18 protein-coding genes are annotated in these 16,585 nt (G+C 69.3%); 3 read left to right on the top strand and 15 right to left on the bottom strand.

Annotation, left to right across the window (positions count from 1 at the left end; all coding sequences use genetic code 11):
• Nucleotides 1-142 precede the first annotated feature (142 nt).
• Nucleotides 143-1,474 (top strand): DNA cytosine methyltransferase, encoded by a 1,332-nt coding sequence (locus HQ306_RS09510; RefSeq protein ID WP_222630766.1) that lies wholly within the window; start codon nt 143-145, stop codon nt 1,472-1,474.
• Here HQ306_RS09510 and dprA read toward each other — a convergent pair.
• Genes dprA through HQ306_RS09495 form a run of 3 tightly spaced genes read right to left on the bottom strand, consistent with a single transcriptional unit; the run spans nt 1,394 to nt 4,415 of the window.
• Nucleotides 1,394-2,551 carry a DNA-processing protein DprA gene (dprA, locus tag HQ306_RS09505; RefSeq protein WP_308115473.1) on the bottom strand — a complete coding sequence of 386 codons (1,158 nt, stop codon included), beginning with the start codon at nt 2,549-2,551 and terminating at the stop codon, nt 1,394-1,396. The two genes, HQ306_RS09510 and dprA, sit on opposite strands and share 81 nt — an antisense overlap.
• A complete protein-coding gene (locus tag HQ306_RS09500) occupies nt 2,548-4,059 on the bottom strand; it encodes a YifB family Mg chelatase-like AAA ATPase (RefSeq protein ID WP_222630764.1) in 1,512 nt (503 codons plus the stop codon). The genes dprA and HQ306_RS09500 overlap by 4 nt, the downstream gene beginning before the upstream one ends.
• A complete protein-coding gene (locus tag HQ306_RS09495; RefSeq protein WP_222630762.1) occupies nt 4,059-4,415 on the bottom strand; it encodes a YraN family protein in 357 nt (118 codons plus the stop codon). The genes HQ306_RS09500 and HQ306_RS09495 overlap by 1 nt, the downstream gene beginning before the upstream one ends.
• 198 nt (nt 4,416-4,613) lie before the next feature.
• Here HQ306_RS09495 and HQ306_RS09490 point away from each other — a divergent pair, with 198 nt between their 5' ends.
• Nucleotides 4,614-4,916, top strand: coding sequence for a hypothetical protein (locus HQ306_RS09490; protein WP_204867859.1), 303 nt, complete (start codon nt 4,614-4,616; stop codon nt 4,914-4,916).
• Nucleotides 4,917-4,935: 19 nt separating this feature from the next.
• On the opposite strand, the gene HQ306_RS09485 is transcribed toward HQ306_RS09490, so the two are convergent.
• The 6 genes from HQ306_RS09485 to HQ306_RS09460 form a co-directional block, all read right to left on the bottom strand.
• Nucleotides 4,936-5,241, bottom strand: a complete 306-nt coding sequence (locus tag HQ306_RS09485) for a DUF2469 domain-containing protein (protein ID WP_027505026.1) — start codon at nt 5,239-5,241, stop codon at nt 4,936-4,938.
• A 7-nt stretch (nt 5,242-5,248) separates the two neighbouring features.
• Nucleotides 5,249-5,992 carry a ribonuclease HII gene (locus tag HQ306_RS09480; protein WP_056445340.1) on the bottom strand — a complete coding sequence of 248 codons (744 nt, stop codon included), beginning with the start codon at nt 5,990-5,992 and terminating at the stop codon, nt 5,249-5,251.
• Nucleotides 5,993-6,003: 11 nt separating this feature from the next.
• Complete coding sequence (lepB, locus tag HQ306_RS09475) at nt 6,004-6,759, bottom strand: signal peptidase I (RefSeq protein WP_222630753.1); 756 nt, start codon at nt 6,757-6,759, stop codon at nt 6,004-6,006.
• Nucleotides 6,760-6,871: 112 nt separating this feature from the next.
• Nucleotides 6,872-7,213, bottom strand: coding sequence for a 50S ribosomal protein L19 (gene rplS, locus HQ306_RS09470; RefSeq protein ID WP_027505024.1), 342 nt, complete (start codon nt 7,211-7,213; stop codon nt 6,872-6,874).
• 191 nt (nt 7,214-7,404) lie between these two features.
• Nucleotides 7,405-8,262, bottom strand: coding sequence for a hypothetical protein (locus tag HQ306_RS09465; protein WP_222630751.1), 858 nt, complete (start codon nt 8,260-8,262; stop codon nt 7,405-7,407).
• 65 nt (nt 8,263-8,327) lie between these two features.
• Complete coding sequence (locus HQ306_RS09460) at nt 8,328-10,649, bottom strand: Tex family protein (RefSeq protein ID WP_222630749.1); 2,322 nt, start codon at nt 10,647-10,649, stop codon at nt 8,328-8,330.
• Between the two features lie 122 nt (nt 10,650-10,771).
• Here HQ306_RS09460 and HQ306_RS09455 point away from each other — a divergent pair, with 122 nt between their 5' ends.
• On the top strand, nt 10,772-11,728 hold the full coding sequence (locus HQ306_RS09455) for a serine hydrolase (RefSeq protein WP_222630748.1): 957 nt from the start codon (nt 10,772-10,774) through the stop codon (nt 11,726-11,728).
• A gap of 9 nt (nt 11,729-11,737) precedes the next feature.
• Here HQ306_RS09455 and trmD read toward each other — a convergent pair whose 3' ends face one another.
• The 6 genes from trmD to ffh all read right to left on the bottom strand — a co-directional run bounded on the left by trmD (nt 11,738) and on the right by ffh (nt 16,547).
• The gene (gene trmD, locus HQ306_RS09450) at nt 11,738-12,418 is read right to left on the bottom strand and encodes a tRNA (guanosine(37)-N1)-methyltransferase TrmD (RefSeq protein WP_222631473.1); all 681 of its coding nucleotides are present in this window, start codon (nt 12,416-12,418) and stop codon (nt 11,738-11,740) included.
• Nucleotides 12,419-12,420: 2 nt separating this feature from the next.
• Complete coding sequence (gene rimM / locus HQ306_RS09445; RefSeq protein WP_222630746.1) at nt 12,421-12,966, bottom strand: ribosome maturation factor RimM; 546 nt, start codon at nt 12,964-12,966, stop codon at nt 12,421-12,423.
• Nucleotides 12,967-12,974: 8 nt separating this feature from the next.
• The gene (locus tag HQ306_RS09440; protein ID WP_027505019.1) at nt 12,975-13,217 is read right to left on the bottom strand and encodes an RNA-binding protein; all 243 of its coding nucleotides are present in this window, start codon (nt 13,215-13,217) and stop codon (nt 12,975-12,977) included.
• Between the two features lie 9 nt (nt 13,218-13,226).
• Complete coding sequence (gene rpsP / locus HQ306_RS09435) at nt 13,227-13,688, bottom strand: 30S ribosomal protein S16 (protein WP_027505018.1); 462 nt, start codon at nt 13,686-13,688, stop codon at nt 13,227-13,229.
• 194 nt (nt 13,689-13,882) lie between these two features.
• On the bottom strand, nt 13,883-14,947 hold the full coding sequence (locus HQ306_RS09430; RefSeq protein ID WP_222631471.1) for an amidohydrolase family protein: 1,065 nt from the start codon (nt 14,945-14,947) through the stop codon (nt 13,883-13,885).
• A gap of 31 nt (nt 14,948-14,978) precedes the next feature.
• Nucleotides 14,979-16,547, bottom strand: coding sequence for a signal recognition particle protein (ffh, locus tag HQ306_RS09425; protein WP_056445067.1), 1,569 nt, complete (start codon nt 16,545-16,547; stop codon nt 14,979-14,981).
• Nucleotides 16,548-16,585 lie beyond the last annotated feature (38 nt).

The raw sequence follows: 16,585 nt of genomic DNA, 5'->3' as shown, positions 1-16,585 counted from the left end.
CACGACATCTCGGTCGTGAATTCGACGACCTGTTGTTCGTGACCGACACGGGACGATCGGGCTCACCGCGGTCGCCGGTACTGTGACGGACGCAAACTCGACGCGGCCACTCCCGTCGACGTCGGCCACGAAGGGTTCACGGATGACCGCACAGAGTTTCTCGGAAACGCGTGCCGTGTCGTCGACGACGAGACCGTCCGGTTCGCTGACCTTCGTCGATCTCTTCAGCGGTGCGGGCGGAATGAGTTGTGGCTTCGCACGACACGGCGCCTTCGATGTCGTCGGCGCGGCGGACGCACAACTGGGTAAACCGAGCAGTGCGCGCGGATCTCTCGAATGCAATGCGTCCTACGAGGCGAATATCGGAACGGTGCCGCACGCCGTGGATCTTTCCGCTGTCACCGGGGCCGAGTTGGCGCGACTCTTCGCCCCGCGTCTGAACGGACGACCACTCGACGTACTCAGCGCGTGCCCGCCGTGCACCGGCTTCTCCCGTGCAAATCCTCGAAATCATCTCACCGACGATCCGCGCAATTCGCTCGTGACCCGTGTCGCCGACTCCGTCGAGGCTCTGCGCCCGATCGTCCTCGTCATGGAAAACGCACGAGAATTGGTCGGCGGTAATTTCCGTGGTCATCTCGACGCGTTGGCTCAGCGGTTGGATCACCTCGGCTACGACGTCGATGCCTCGGTGCACATGCTCAGTACGGTCGGCTTACCGCAACGACGCGAGAGATCCCTGGTGGTCGCGGTGCGGCGCGATCACGAATTGCACACTCTTTCCGAATTGTGGGAGGGCACGACCATCGCACCGGAGGCGATCACGGTGCGTCGCGCGATCGGCCACCTGCCCCGCGTCGAGGCCGGTGAGACGGCGTCCGGCGATCCGATGCACCTCTCGCCCAGCATCGGTCGTGAGTCGACCCGCCGCCGCCTCCACGCCCTCCCCCACGACGGCGGTTCCTGGCTCGACCTCAGGTCCGCCCCCGGCGGCGACGACCACCTGACGCCCGCGATGCAGCGCCTCGTCGCCGCCGGGCGCCTGGGGTCGCACCCCGACGTCTACGGCCGACTGTGGTGGGACCGTCCCGCGCCCACCGTCAAACGGGAGTGCGCCCACTTCGGCAACGGCCGCTACACCCATCCCGAGCAGGACCGGCTGTGCACGGTGCGAGAGTTGGCCCTGCTGAACGGTTTTCCGGACGACTACGTGTTCCGCGCGCGATCGCTGTCGAACATGTACCGCCACATCGGGGACGCGGTACCGCCACTCGTGTCCGCTCAGCTCGCCGCGCTGTGCACCTGGATCATCAGCGGCGTCAGGCCGGACCTGCGCGACGCGATCCTGCCCGGCACCTCCCTGCGGGCAGAGGACCTGCTCCCGGCACAGCCCTCACCGGATCTTCTCGATGCGCACCCATCCCGCCTCGTCGCGGCCGGCGTGTCCCTCGATCTCGAGGACCACCAGCGCTGACCGCACCGCCGACACGGGCACGCCGGAGTCCACGGACAATTGCTGCACCGTTCGGGCTCCCGAGGCCGGGAACGCGTCCAGCACGCGGGCGGGAGTCTGCGGCAGGCGATCGAGATCGCGGCCGAACAGGGCGTCCCGGTCGTCGTCGTCCTCGACACCCGCACCCACCGCACCCGCCTCGGCCACCACGTCCCGGGCACCCGTCACCAGACGCGCTTCGCCCTCGCGGATCATCCGATGGCACCCCGTCGACGACGCGGACGTCACCGGCCCCGGTACCGCCATGACCGGTCGCCCCAGTGCCCGTGCCCACGACGCCGTGTTACGCGCCCCGCTGCGCCATCCCGCCTCGACCACGACCACGCCGTCACACAGTGCGGCCACCAGCCTGTTGCGGGAGAGGAAGCGGTACCGGGCGGGTGGTGTGCCCGGCGGATACTCCGACACCACCGCACCCGTCTCCGACACTCTCCGCAGCAGACGCTCGTGCCCCGCCGGGTACGCCCGGTCGACGCCGCACGCCAGCACCGCCACCGTGCAGCCGCCCACGCCCAGCGCGGCGCGATGCGCCGCACCGTCGATGCCGTACGCGCCGCCGGAGACCACCGTCCACCCGTCCACTGCCAGGTCTCCCGCGATCTCTCCCGTCACGTGCTCCCCGTAGCTCGTCGCGGCGCGCGTTCCCACCACGGCCACCGCCCGCTCCGTGGACGACGCCACCGGCGCCGGACCCACCACCCACAACGCCAACGGCGCACCGCCGTCGCGAGTCGGCAGAGCCCCGTCCGGCCGTTCGAATCCGAGGAACCGCCAGGCGGGCCACTCCTCGTCCGACGGCACCACCAGTCGACCGTCCATCGCAGCCATCAGGTCGAGGCTCGCCGCGGCGGTGTCGAGATGTGCCCGCGCCGACACGCGGTCCCACACCGCCTTCGGAACGTCCCCGGTGCGCATCGTCGCCGCGGCGTCCACCACTCCGCGCGAGGCGATGAGCTGCTCGACGGCGCGCGACGGACCCTGCACCACAGTCGAGACGTACGCCCACGCCAGGGTCTCCGGATTCTCCGCTCCACTCACACGCCACTCCCCTGTTCGCGGAAACTCATCGCCGACGCCACGCACTCGGGTCCCGGAGACATCCGCCCCTCGAGGTCGCCGAGCGTCCAGGCCAAGCGCAGGATGCGGTCCGCGCCCCGCGCCGTGATGCCACCGCGCCGCAGCGCCCGTTCGATCGGGATCAACGCCTCGCGTTCGAGCCGAAAGCGCTGTCGCAGTGCTGATCCGGGTACTTCGGCATTGGTCTTCCAGCCGAACTCGGACCACCGTTCCGCCGCCGCCTGCCGCGCTGCCGTCACTCTGCCGCGCACCACCTCGGTCGTCTCCCCCACGTCGTCGGTCAACATTCCGGTCGCAGCGGGCTGCATCGACAGCCGCAGGTCCACCCGGTCGAGCAGTGGTCCGGACAGCTTGCCGAGGTAGCGCCGACGGGCGTTCGGCGCACACACGCAGTCGGCGGTCCGCGGCGAGGCGCACGGACACGGATTGGCCGCCAGCACCAGTTGGAAGCGAGCGGGATAGCGGGCGACCCCGTCGCGCCGCGCGATGCGCACCTCGCCGTCCTCCAGCGGGGTACGCAGTGCCTCCAGCACGCGCACCGACATCTCGGCGCACTCGTCGAGGAAGAGCACGCCGTGGTGCGCCCGGCTCACCGCACCCGGTCGCGCCATGCCGCTTCCGCCGCCCACCAGTGCCGCCACCGAGGTGGTGTGATGCGGCGCGATGAACGGGGCGGTGGTGATCAACGGACACTCCGCCGTGAGTGTCCCCGCGACGGAGTGCACCGCCGTCACCTCCAGGGCCTGACCCTCCGTCAGCGGCGGCAGCAGGCCGGGCAGCCGACCCGCGAGCATCGTCTTGCCGATACCGGGCGGTCCCGTGAACATCAGATGGTGTGCGCCGGCGGCCGCGACCTCGAGAGCCCAGCGTGCTTCGGACTGTCCGACCACGTCGGCGAGATCGCCGTACCGGGGCTCCGGACCCGGCCGTGTCGGCATCGGTTCCGGGAGCGTGCACCGGTGCGAGAGCCACTCGATCACCTGCCGCAGATGCGCGGCCCCGAGGACCTCGATCCCGCCCACCAGGCCCGCCTCGGCGAGGCTGTCCTGCGGCACCACCACGCGGGTCCATCCCGCTCCGCGTGCGGCGAGCACGGCGGGAAGGACCCCTCGCACGCTCCGCACCCGCCCGTCGAGTGCCAGCTCACCCACCAGCACCGTCGAGGCCAACAGACCCGGCGGCACCACCTTGGCGGCGCCGAGCACCGCGCACGCCAGTGCCAGGTCGTACACGGATCCCACTTTCGGGAGTGTGGCCGGCGACAGCGCGAGCACCACCTTGGACGCGGGCCAGCTCTGGCCGGAGTTGTTCACCGCGGCCCGCACTCGGTCCCGTGACTCCTGCAGCGCCGCATCGGGGAGTCCGACCACGTGCACGCCCGGCAGGCCCCGCCCCACGTCGGCCTCGATCTCCACCAGGATGCCGTCGATGCCCGTGACGGCGACCGAGAACGTCCGTCCCAGCGCCATCAGAACGCCGCCCTCAGATGCGAGAGCAGAGGCCCCCGGCCGTCGGCGATCACGACCTCCACGACGTCGAACCGCACCGGCACCCACGGACCGGACCGCTCGGCGAGCCACAGCCCGGCCAGCCGGTGGATGCGCTGCGCCTTCGCCGGCGTGACCGCCTCGGCCGGAGTGCCGTACCCGTCGCCGGAGCGGGTCTTCACCTCGACGAACACGACGATGTCGCCGTCCACGCCGATGATGTCGACCTCGCCGTGCCGGCACCGCCAGTTGCGGTCGAGAATGCGCAGACCCACCGTCGTCAGATACGACGCGGCAGCTTCCTCGCCCGCTCTGCCCATTTCCGCGTTCGTCGCCATGGCTCTCCTCGCCGACCCGGTGCCCGGTCGTGGGCACACCCGGTGTCGGAGCACGACTGTGCAGGCACGCGGCGACCGTGCCGCGGCGCCGACCTGCGGCCGCAGAAAACCCGGGGACGACGCTCGACCCGGGGATGACGGACCACCGAAACCCCCTGTTGCGCGGCGCTCGGCCGTGGGGTTTGCGATGATCGGGTCATGAACACTGCACGCGACTCGTCGGCGAGCGGGACGCCGTCCGGCAGTGAGTTCCTTCTCCGCCGCGTGCCGGACGATCGGCGGCCCGCTCACCCCTATGCACTGCTGTGGACATCGAACGATGCGCTGGGTCGGGAATCGACCAGGGAGGTGGGGTGCGGCGACTACTCGTGGGCGCTACGGACGGCACGCATCCTGTCCATTCCGCGCGCGTCGATCGAGCACGACCAGCGCGGCGGCGTGGACGACGGCTACGAGGGGTGGCACCTCAACGCGCGGATCCTGGGAACGGATCAGCGCTGATTCACTCGGGAAGTCCCCGTCACTCGGGAAGTCGCAGATCCGGCTTGTCGAGTTCCTCGATGTTGACGTCCTTGAACGTGATCACCCGGACGTGCTTGACGAAGCGCGCGGGTCGGTACATGTCCCACACCCACGCATCGGACATCCGCACCTCGAAGTAGATCTCGCCGTCCGCGTTCCGCGGGATCATCTCCACCGAGTTCGCGAGATAGAAGCGACGCTCGGTCTCCACCACGTAGGTGAACTGGCCGACGATGTCGCGGTACTCCCGGTACAGCGACAGTTCCATCTCGGTTTCGTACTTCTCGAGATCCTCGGCACTCATGCCGCCATCATCGCGCATCGGCGCCCTCGTGTTCCCATCGACCCCGCTCCTGCGGCGACACCGTCGGTGCGGCGCCGGCATCCTCGAGGCAGGCGACGTTCGACCACGAGCGACGGTGCTCCCGGCTCGCCCCGAGACGGGCGAGGGCGTCCGTGTGCAGCGTCGTGTTGTAGCCCTTGTGTACGGAGAAGTCGTAGCCGGGAATGTCTCCGTCGAGTGAGCGCATGATGCGGTCGCGATGCACCTTGGCGAGCACGCTCGCGGCGGCGATACATGCCGCGGTGGCGTCACCACCGATCACCGGGAGTGACGGCGCGGGAAGCCCAGGCACCCGAAAACCGTCGGTCAGGACGTACCCGGGGTCGACCGACAGTCCGGCGACCGCGCGGCGCATGCCCTCGATGTTGGCGACGTGGATGCCGATGCGGTCGATCTCGGCCGCGGGGACGGTGACGATCGAGTATGCCGTCGCCCAGCGGATCACCTTCGGGAACAACGACTCCCGCGTCTTCTCACTCAACTTCTTCGAGTCGTCCAGAAGGTCCAGCGCGGCGCGGGCGCGATCGCCCAGGATGCACGCGGCGATGACCAGTGGGCCCGCACAGGCGCCACGACCCGCTTCGTCCACGCCCGCCACGGGCCCGAGCCCCGACCGGAGAAGGGCCGACTCCATGGTGCGCATGCCACCCGCACGCCGGATGACGGTGCGCGGCGGCCACGACGTCCGGGAGAGCCGCGTGGTCGACTTCATGGGCCCCGAACTCACTGCCCCTGGATGTCCGGATCGTCGATGAGACCCCAGCGACCGGGCGGCAGCACGATGGCCTGCGCCTTGCCGATCACGTTGTCCAGCGGGATGGTTCCCTGCAGTTCGTCGGCGACGTGGAAGCGCGAGTCGGCGGAGTTGCTGCGGTTGTCACCCATGACCCACACGTTGCCCTCGGGCACGGTGACGGGCCCGAAGCACCGCCCGGAACGGATCGGGGTGTCGCACGTGAGCGTGCCGGGCACGAAGTCGAAGTCCATGGTGATGTACGGCTCGTCGAGCGGCTTGCCGTCGACGAGAACGCGTCCCTGCTCGTCGCAGCACTCGACGGTCTGACCGCCGGTGGCGATGACGCGCTTGACCAGATCGTTCTCGTCCGGTGCGACCAGGCCGACGAGGGATCCGAGTTCCTGGGCGCCGCGGACGACGACGTTGGACGACCGCGTGGAGACGTAGTCGCCGTCCCAGGACGGCGGTCCGCGGAACACGACGACGTCACCGGCCGTCGGATCGCCGAAGCGGTACCCGATCTTCTCCACGACGATGCGGTCACCGGTGCAACCAGTGCAGCCGTGCAAGGTCGGCTCCATCGATTCCGAGGGGATCAGGTACACCCTCGCGACGAAGGTCTGCAAGAGGAAGCTGAGCACCAGGGCGACCAGGATGAGAATCGGGAGCTCACGCCAGAAGGACCGTGGCTTCTTGGTTCGCTGCGCCTCGTCGTTGTCGTCGCCCGCGCGCTCGTCCGTCACGGGTCAACATTAGCGGCAGCGCCGCGGTGCAGAACGGCCGGGACGCAGAACGGCCGGACACCGGGGAACGAGTCCCCTGTGTCCGGCCGTCCAGCGAGTGGAACGCCGAAGATCAGCGCTTCTCCTTGATCTTGGCTGCCTTGCCGCGCAGCTCGCGCAGGTAGTACAGCTTCGCGCGACGCACGTCACCGCGGGTCAGCACGTCGATCTGGGCGATGTTCGGGGTGTGGACGGGGAAGGTGCGCTCCACGCCGACGCCGAAGGACACCTTGCGGACCGTGAAGGTCTCGCGGATGCCGCCACCCTGACGCCGAATGACGACGCCCTTGAAGATCTGCACGCGCTCCTTGGAGCCCTCGATGACCTTCACGTGCACGTTCAGTGTGTCGCCCGGGCGGAACTCGGGAATGTCGCTGCGCAGCGACTGCTTGTCCAGGAAATCCAGGGTGTTCATGGTTCATCCTTGCTGTGACGAGATCTCGAGCAGAGGACCCGAGCGGCTGCCGTCGGCGGATGCCGTCGACGCTCGACTGGTTCGTACTCCGAATAGGTGTCCACCGGATGCCGGGCATGCGAGTAGCACGCCCGGTGTCAGGCAACCCCACGATTGTGCCAGAGAACCGGTGCCCGACGAAATCGGCCGGATCAGCCCGCGCCGACCGATTCGCGATCGGGGCGCGACTCCCCCGGCGCCGGCGCCGGAACGACGATCCGATCGAGTTCGTCCTCGGCAGCGGCGCGCACGTGCGCGACGTCGGGCGTGCCCGCGATGGCGTCCTGCATCCAGATCTTCGCGCGGACGACGGGACGGCGCAGGTTGCGCTCGCGCCGCAGGGCCTTCTCCATCCGCCGCGGGCGTCGGGTGTAGCGCCAGCGCGCCCAGGGTGACCCCGGACGGCCGATCCGGATCGCGCCGATCACGAGCAGCGGCAGGAAGAACAGGCCGGCGAGCCCGGTCCAGATCTTGCCCTTCGCGAGGACGATCGCGGCGAGGAGGAGATTGAGCGCGGCCAGGACGACGATGATGCTCCGCACCGCGACGCTGGGATCGTCACGGAAGCCGGCGACGTCGAAGAACTCGAGCGGTTTGAGACCGAACAGCAGCATGACGGTGGCGGCCACGGCGACGAAGACCGCGTCGACGGAGGTACGGCCCTGCTCGGCCCAGTACACGTCCTCCAGATAGAAGATGAGCGCGAACTCGTCGAGTACCAGTGCCGCACCGATACCGAAGAACGCCGCGAGCGCCGCGCCCGTGGTCTGGGTGCCGTCGACGTACACGGTGATCATCGCGACACCCGAGACCAGCATGGCGACCACACCGAACACGACGTGATGCACGTGGTGTCCGCCCGGCGTGACGTTGCCCGGCCACCAGGACACCTGCGCGCGGATCATGCGGACGCTGAACCGGATGAAGACGAACCCGGCGATGAACCCGACGAGGAAGAACAGCAGCGGGATGCGCCCCTCGTCGGAGACGTGGTGCATCCACCGCTCCATCGCAGCGCCTTCCTGCCGTGCCCGTCCTGTGACGAGGAAGTCTATCCGCGCCGCCGCGACACCCTCTACTTTCCGAAGCCCGCCTTCCGCAGGGCATCGGCCATCGATCCCGTTGCCGCGGCCGGTGCCGAGGACTGCGCTCCCTTGCGCGGTCCGGCTCCGGTCTTCTGCCGGTTCCGGGCGCCCTGGCCTCCCGACCCGCCGCGTGGAGCCGATGCCGCTGCCGTACCGCCGATCTCGTCGGTCAGTCGCAAGGACAGGCCGATCCGCTGGCGCGGCAGGTCGACCTCCATGACCTTCACGCGCACGACCTGTCCGGACTTGACGACGTCGTGCGGGTCCGAGACGAAGCGGTCGGACATCGCCGAGACGTGGACGAGTCCGTCCTGGTGCACGCCCACGTCGACGAAGGCGCCGAAGGCCGCCACGTTGGTCACCACTCCCTCGAGCACCATGCCCGGTCGGAGGTCGGCGACCTTCTCGACACCGGCCGCGAAGGTGGCGGTGGCGAACTCCGGACGCGGATCGCGGCCGGGCTTCTCGAGCTCGGACAGGATGTCGGTGACGGTCGGGAGTCCGAACCGGTCGTCGACGAAGTCCTGCGGGCGCAGGGACCGCAGCACTCGCTCGTTGCCGATCACCTCACGGACTCCCATGCCGGCCCTGTCGACGATGCGGCGCACCACGGGATACGCCTCGGGGTGCACGCTCGACCGGTCGAGGGGGTCGTCGCCGTCGGTGATGCGGAGAAACCCGGCGCACTGCTCGAAGGCCTTGGGCCCGAGCCGCGGAACCTTCTGCAGTGCGGATCGGGATCGGAAGGGGCCGTTCTCGTCGCGGTGCGCGACGATCGACTCGGCGAGAGTGGTGGCCACGCCGGAGACGCGCGCGAGCAGAGGCACGCTGGCGGTGTTGACGTCGACGCCGACCGCGTTCACCGCGTCCTCGACGACGGCGCCCAGGGAACGCGCCAACATGGATTCCGAGACGTCGTGCTGGTACTGCCCCACGCCGATCGACTTCGGGTCGATCTTCACCAGTTCCGCGAGGGGATCCTGCAGACGACGGGCGATGGAGACCGCGCCGCGGATCGAGACGTCGAGATCGGGCAGTTCGCGCGACCCGTAGGCGGACGCGGAGTACACGGAGGCGCCGGCCTCGGAGACCATCGCCTTGGTCAGGTTCGCGTCCGGGTATTTCGCGATGAGTTCCGCCGCCAGCGCGTCGGTCTCACGCGACGCGGTGCCGTTGCCGATGGCCAGCAGATCGACACGGTGCTTCGCCGCCAGTGCGGCCAGCGTCGCGAGCGCCTCGTTCCACTTGCCCTGGGGCTTGTGCGGATAGATGGTGTCGTACGCGAGGACCTTGCCGGTGGGGTCCACGATCGCGACCTTGGTTCCCGTGCGGAACCCGGGGTCGAGGCCCATGGTGGTGCGACTGCCGGCGGGCGCCGCCAACAGCAGGTCCTTGAGGTTGGAGGCGAAGACGTCGACCGCGCGCTCCTCCGCGGACTGCCGCAGGCGCATGCGGGTGTCGATGCCCAGGCTGACCAGAAGCTTGGTCCGCCACGCCCATCGCACCGTGTCCAGGAGCCACCGATCGGCCGCACGGCCGTGGTCGCCGATACCGAAGCGCGCCGCGATGCGGGTCTCGTACACCGACGCGGTACCGGGTGCGGGTTCGTCGGTGTTCGGCTCCGGATCCATCGTGAGGGAGAGCACCTCCTCCTTCTCCCCGCGCAGGACTGCCAGTACTCGATGGGACGGAACGGAGGTGAAGGACTCGGAGAACGCGAAGTAGTCGGAGAACTTCGCACCGTCCGTCTCCTTGCCCGGTCGCACCGCGCTGGTCAACCGGCCACGGGTCCACATCAGCTCGCGCAGCGACCCGACGAGGTCGGCGTCCTCGGCGAAGTGCTCGACGAGGATCGCGCGCGCACCGGCGAGCTGCTCCTCGTCGAAGGACGTCGGATCGGTGGTCGGATCGGACAGCAGGGCGTCCGCCACGGGCTGGTGGCCGGCCTCGCGCGCGATCTGCGCCTTGGTGCGGCGCTTCGGTTTGAACGGGAGGTAGATGTCCTCGAGGCGCGCCTTGGTGTCCGCGAGCACGATCGAGTTCTCGAGCGCGTCGTCGAGCTTGCCCTGCGAGCGGATGGACTCGAGAATCGCGGCGCGGCGCTCGTCGAGCTCGCGCAGGTATCGCAGTCGCTCGTCGATCGTGCGCAGCTGGGTGTCGTCGAGCGTGCCCGTGACCTCCTTGCGGTAGCGCGCGATGAACGGCACCGTCGCACCCCCGTCGAGCAGGTCCACGGCGGCGCGTACGCGCTCCTCCGCGACGTCGAGCTCCTCGGCGATCCGGCGATTGACAGATTTCACAGCGGTCGTCACGGCGATGGACCCTACCGCGCCGGTACCGTGGAGTGACGGTGCCGCCCCGGGTTCCGAGCGCCGACGCGCCCGGTACGTCCACTCTCGAATGTGGGGGCACTCGATGACAGAACGGTAGTCACGTGACAACTCCTTCGGCGCGCCTGCGACGAGCCTCCACCATGTTGGCGGCGGTGGCGCTCGCCATTACGATGGCGGCGGCCTGCGCGCAGCCGGCCGAGCCGGCGGCGACGACGATCCCGGTCGCACCGGAGTTCCCCGAACCCGAGATGCCGATGGCACCGGACCTCACCGGCCGCCTGCAGCAGGCACTCGACGGCGCGGCCGCGCGCGGCGCGACGCTCTCCATCGGCTTCCTCGACCGGGAGACCGGGACGTACATGGGTTCCGGTGACAACGATCCGATCGAGACGGCGTCGGTGGTCAAGTTGTTCATCGCCGACGATCTGCTCTACCGCTCGTCGCGCGGCGAGTTCGCCCTCGACGAGGAGTCCCGTGCCCTCATCGCGCCGATGCTCTCGTCGTCGGACGACAGTGCGGCACAGGTCCTGTGGGACGCCGCCGGTGGATCCGACGTCGTGGCACGCGTCGCCGGCCGCTACGGCCTGCCCGCCACAATCGCGTCGGCGGACGGGATCTGGTGGAACACCCGGACCACCGCGGCCGACCTGGTGCGGTACTACGACGCCGTCCTCGACGGCACCGGCGGACTGAACCCGGCGGACCGGGCGACCGTCGTCGGAGACCTCGAGGCGTTCACCCCCGAGGGGGCAGACGGCTATCCCCAGACCTTCGGCATCCCGCGGGCACTCCCGGGCGAGACGGTCCGCGGGGTCAAGCAAGGCTGGATGTGCTGCGTCGACGGTCGGTGGATCCACCTGAGCACCGGGTTCGTCGGCGACGGAGAACGCTACGTGGTGGCGGTGCTCTCGCGGGAGGATCCCTGGTACGGCGCGGACGGCGGCAGCGCGGAGACGACGGCGGACACCGCGGTGACGGACGACGACGGCGCCAAGCACGCGCGCGTCACCGTCACCGGCGCGCTGAAGATCCTGTTCCCCACCGGGGTCGTCGCCTGAGAGATCGCGTCAGGGCAGGAGGTCGGGCCGGCGCTGAGCGGTACGCTCGAGCGACTGTTCCCGCCGCCACTGTTCGATGCGGGAGTGGTTGCCGGACAACAGGACCGGCGGCACGTCCAGGCCGCGCCACGCGGCCGGTCGGGTGTAGCCCGGCCCCTCGAGGAGACCGTCGGAGAACGAGTCCTGTTGGTGCGAGAGCTGATTGCCCAGAACGCCGGGCAGCAGCCGCGTCACGGCCTCGGTCATCACCAGCACCGCGGCCTCGCCGCCGATGAGCACGTAGTCCCCGATGCTGACCTCCTCGACGCGCACCCGGGTCGCCGCGTCGTCGAAGACTCGCTGATCGATGCCCTCGTAGCGGCCGCATGCGAACACCAGATGATCCTCGCGCGACCATCTCTCGGCGGTGCGCTGGGTGAAGGGCACTCCGGCGGGCGTGGGCACCACCAGGATCGGGTCGGCGTCGCGCATGACGTCGTCCAACGCGTCTCCCCACACCGTCGGTTTCATGACCATGCCGGGGCCGCCGCCGTAGGGCGAGTCGTCGACCGCCTTGTGCACGTCGTGTGTCCAGTCCCGGAGGTCGTGGACACCGACGGTCACCAGACCGTTCTGCACGGCCTTGCCCAGCAGCGCGGTACGCATGGGCTCGAGGTACTCGGGGAAGATCGTCACCACGTCGATACGCATGCTCACTCGCCGTCCAGCAGCCCTTCGGGCGGGTCGATCTCGACGATCCGCGTCTCGCGGGAGACCGACACCACGATCGCGGACACGAACGGTACGAGCAGTTCGCGGCCGACGTTCTCGTCGGCCGGCGTGATCGACAGCAACTCCCCCGCAGCGGAGTGCAGCACCTCGCTGACCGTGCCGATCACCGTGCCCGCCGACTCGTGATCCGGAGCGAACTGCACCGTCATGCCCTCGAGCTCGTGATCGTAGAACTCGTCCGGATCGTCGGACGGGGGTAGATCCGCGGTGTCGACGACGAAAAGGGTGCCGCGCATCGCGTCGGCGGTACTGCGATCGTCGATTCCCTTCAGACGCAGCAGAAGCCGCCCGGAATGCTCCCGGGCGGCTTCCACCGTGTAATCGGTCGTGCTGTTGTCGCGACGCGCACGGCCGTGCAGAACGGATCCCGGAGCGAACCGCTCGTCAGGATCGTCCGTGCGGACCTCCACGACGACCTCGCCCCTGATGCCGTGCGACTTGGCCACGCGGCCCACGACGAGCTCCACGTCGGTGATCAGCGATCGGTGTCGACGACGTCGACACGGATCCCACGGCCGCCGATACCCGAGACGAGGGTACGGAGCGCGGTGGCGGTACGACCGCCACGGCCGATGACCTTGCCCAGATCGTCGGGGTGCACGTGCACCTCGACGGTCCGGCCACGGCGACCGGTGATCATCTCGACACGAACGTCGTCCGGATTGGACACGATGCCGCGAACCAGATGCTCGACGGCGTCGGCGACCATGGTGCTCACAGGTGGGTCCTACTTCTCGGTGGACTCGGCGGTGGCGTCGGCGGTCTCGTCTGCCGGTGCGCTCTCGGCGTCGTCGGCCTTGGCGGCCTTCTTCTTCTTCGGCGTGGTGGCCTCGGCGACGGGCTCGTTGTCGGCGGCGGCGAGCGCAGCGTTGAACAGGTCCAGCTTGGACGGCTTCGGCTCCTTGACGCGGAGCGTGCCCTCGGCGCCCGGCAGGCCCTTGAACTTCTGCCAGTCACCGGTGATCTTGAGGAGTGCCTCGACGGGCTCGGTGGGCTGTGCGCCCACGCTCAGCCAGTGCTGCACGCGATCGGAATCGATCTCGATCAGCGACGGCTCTTCCTTCGGGTGGTACTTGCCGACGGTCTCGATGGCACGGCCACCGCGACGGGTACGCGCGTCGGCGATGACGACACGGTACTGCGGGTTGCGGATCTTGCCGAGACGGGTGAGCTTGATCTTGACTGCCATGTGAAACGAAGCCTCTTTCGATGTGGTCGCAGGGCGCGACCGCTGGTCACGGCGCAATTCAGCGATGCGCACGGCATGCGCACCCGGTTTTGCGGTGGATGGGTGTTGTGACCGCCGCTCGGTACGGAACCGGAGACGGGCGAACAGCGCCTTATTCTGCCAGACACCGCCCGAGCGTCATAATCCCAGCCCGGTCACCAGATCCGGCCGCGCAAGACCACCACGTCCGGCGCCGACAGGACGTCCGGCCCGGTTCGTGGGTCCGTGGAGTAGAACACCAGATCCGCGGGTGCGCCGTGCTCGATGCCCGCACGCCCGAGCCACCGCCGCGCCGTCCAACTGGCCGCACCCAGGGCGTCGGTCGGCGACAGGCCCACGCCCACCAGCGCCGCCACCTCGTCGGCCACCCGCCCGTGCTCGATGCTGCCGCCCGCGTCGGTGCCCGCGTAGATCGGGACTCCGGCGTCGTGCGCGCGCCCCACCGTGTCCGCCACTCGGGCGTGCAGATCGCGCATGTGATCGGCATAGCGCGGATAGCGGGTGGCCGAGTCGGCGATCGACGGAAAGGTCTCGATGTTGATGAGCGTGGGCACCAGTGCGGTTCCGTGCTCGACCATCATCTCGATGGTCTCGTCGGTCAGGCCGGTGCCGTGTTCGATGCAGTCGATGCCGGCACCGATCAGCCCGGGCAGCGCGTCCTCGCCGAAGACGTGCGCAGTGACCCGGGCGCCCTCGGCGTGGGCGGCGTCGATGGCCCGGCGCAGGACCGCGTCGTCCCACAAAGGTGCGAGGTCGCCGACCTCGCGGTCGATCCAGTCGCCGACCAGCTTGACCCACCCGTCGCCGAGGCGCGCTTGCTGAGCCACGGCCTCGGGCAGTTGCGACTCGTCCTCGAGATCGACGGCGAGGCCGGGAATGTAGCGCTTGGGCATCGCGATGTGCCGACCCGCACGGATGATGCGCGGCAGATCCTCGTGGTCGTCGAGTGCGCGGGTGTCGACGGGCGATCCCGCGTCACGCAGCAGCAGCGCACCCACCTCGCGCTCGGTGGTGGCCTGCGCGACGATGCCGTCGTGATCCTCGTGCCCGCCGCCGTACGTGATACCGACATGGCAGTGCGCGTCGACGAGACCCGGAACGATCCAGCCGCCCCGCGCCACCGTGGTGGCACCGGGAACCGGATCCAGTGAGATGAGGCCGTCTCGCACCCAGACGTCCACCTCGTCGTGGCCGGGCAGCACGACGCCGCGCAGATGCAGACTCGGCGAGATGCGCACCGCGTGCTCCGCCCTACTTCTTGGGGAGCTTCAGCTGCGACAGGTCGATGCCCTCGAGGCCCGGCGGAAGCTGGTCGAGGCCCTTCGGCATCGAGGACAGATCGGGCATCCCCGCGGGCATTCCGCCCGGCATACCGGGGAAGCCTCCCCGCACGCCCTTCGGCGGTGTGGGTCCGCGACCGCCCTTCTTCCCCTTCTTGCCCTTCTTGTTGCTGCGCTGAACCTGCTTACGCGCGCCGGGCATGCCCATGCGGCCGGCCATCGACGCCATCATCTTGCGGGCCTCGAAGAAGCGGTCGACGAGCTGGTTGACGTCGGAGACCTTCACACCGGAACCGTTGGCGATGCGCAGACGACGGGAGGCGTTGATCATCTTCGGATCGGCCCGCTCGGCGGGTGTCATACCGCGGATGATGGCCTGCACGCGGTCGAGCTGCTTGTCGTCCACCGACGCGAGGGCGTCCTTCATCTGACCGGCACCGGGCAGCATGCCGAGCAGGTTGCCGATCGGTCCCATCTTGCGGATCGCCATCATCTGCTCGAGGAAGTCCTCGAGCGTCAACTGGCCGGACCCGATCTTCGCGGCGGTGTCCTCCGCCTGCTTCGCGTCGAAGACGGTCTCGGCCTGCTCGATGAGGCTGAGCAGGTCGCCCATGCCGAGGATGCGGCTCGCCATGCGATCCGGGTGGAAGATCTCGAAGTCCTCGAGCTTCTCGCCCGTCGACGCGAACATGATCGGTCGACCGGTGACCTCGCGGACGCTCAGCGCGGCGCCACCGCGGGCGTCGCCGTCGAGCTTGGTCAGCACGACGCCGGTGAAGCCGACACCGTCCTGGAAGGCCTGCGCCGTGCTGACGGCGTCCTGGCCGATCATCGCGTCGAGCACGAACAGGATCTCGTCGGGGTTCGTCGCGTCGCGGATACCGGCGGCCTGGCCCATGAGCTCGGTGTCGATACCGAGACGGCCCGCGGTGTCGACGATGACGACGTCGTACTGCTTGGCCCTGGCCTCCGCGACACCGGCGCGAGCGACCTCCACCGGATCGGCCGCGGTCACGCCGAGGGCGTTCTCGCCGCCGCCGATCGACGTGCCCGGATGAGGCGCGAACACCGCGGCGCCGGCACGCTCGCCGACGATCTGGAGCTGACTCACGGCACCGGGGCGCTGGAGGTCGCAGGCCACGAGGAGCGGGGTGTGGTTCTGGTCCTTCAGCCACTTGGCGAGCTTGCCCGCGAGCGTCGTCTTACCGGAGCCCTGCAGACCGGCCAGCATGATGACGGTCGGCGGGTTCTTCGCGAACTCCACCCGCCGGGTCTCGCCACCGAGGATGCCGACGAGCTCGTCGTTGACGATCTTGACGACCTGCTGCGCGGGGTTGAGAGCAGCCGAGACCTCGGCGCCCTTCGCGCGCTCCTTGATCCGGGTGATGAAGGCGCGCACGACCGGCAGCGCGACGTCGGCGTCGAGCAGTGCCAGGCGGATCTCGCGGCACACCGCATCGATGTCGGCGCCCGAGAGCCGACCCTTGCCTCTCAGATCCTTGAGGCTTCCGGTCAATCTGTCGGACAGTGATTCGAACACCGATACTCCTGAACATCGCGAGAGAAGTGAAGACTCCG

This window comes from Rhodococcus sp. BP-160, assembly GCF_019836205.1.
GTDB lineage: Bacteria > Actinomycetota > Actinomycetes > Mycobacteriales > Mycobacteriaceae > Rhodococcoides.
The sequence above is the reverse complement of the archived record's forward strand: the minus strand, read 5'-3'. Positions and strand labels throughout refer to the sequence as shown.

Bases quoted from the DNA above. Each gene is read 5' to 3' on its own strand.
- HQ306_RS09510 (WP_222630766.1), top strand. From the start codon at position 143: ATGACCGCACAGAGTTTCTCGGAAACGCGTGCCGTGTCGTCGACGACG.
- HQ306_RS09500 (WP_222630764.1), bottom strand. From the start codon at position 4,059: ATGGCGCTGGGACGGACGTTCTCGGTCGCCGTCACGGGCATCGACGGC.
- HQ306_RS09495 (WP_222630762.1), bottom strand. From the start codon at position 4,415: ATGGCGACGAACGCGGAAATGGGCAGAGCGGGCGAGGAAGCTGCCGCG.
- HQ306_RS09490 (WP_204867859.1), top strand. From the start codon at position 4,614: ATGAACACTGCACGCGACTCGTCGGCGAGCGGGACGCCGTCCGGCAGT.
- HQ306_RS09485 (WP_027505026.1), bottom strand. From the start codon at position 5,241: ATGAGTGCCGAGGATCTCGAGAAGTACGAAACCGAGATGGAACTGTCG.
- HQ306_RS09480 (WP_056445340.1), bottom strand. From the start codon at position 5,992: ATGAAGTCGACCACGCGGCTCTCCCGGACGTCGTGGCCGCCGCGCACC.
- rplS (WP_027505024.1), bottom strand. From the start codon at position 7,213: ATGAACACCCTGGATTTCCTGGACAAGCAGTCGCTGCGCAGCGACATT.
- HQ306_RS09465 (WP_222630751.1), bottom strand. From the start codon at position 8,262: ATGGAGCGGTGGATGCACCACGTCTCCGACGAGGGGCGCATCCCGCTG.
- trmD (WP_222631473.1), bottom strand. From the start codon at position 12,418: ATGCGTATCGACGTGGTGACGATCTTCCCCGAGTACCTCGAGCCCATG.
- rpsP (WP_027505018.1), bottom strand. From the start codon at position 13,688: ATGGCAGTCAAGATCAAGCTCACCCGTCTCGGCAAGATCCGCAACCCG.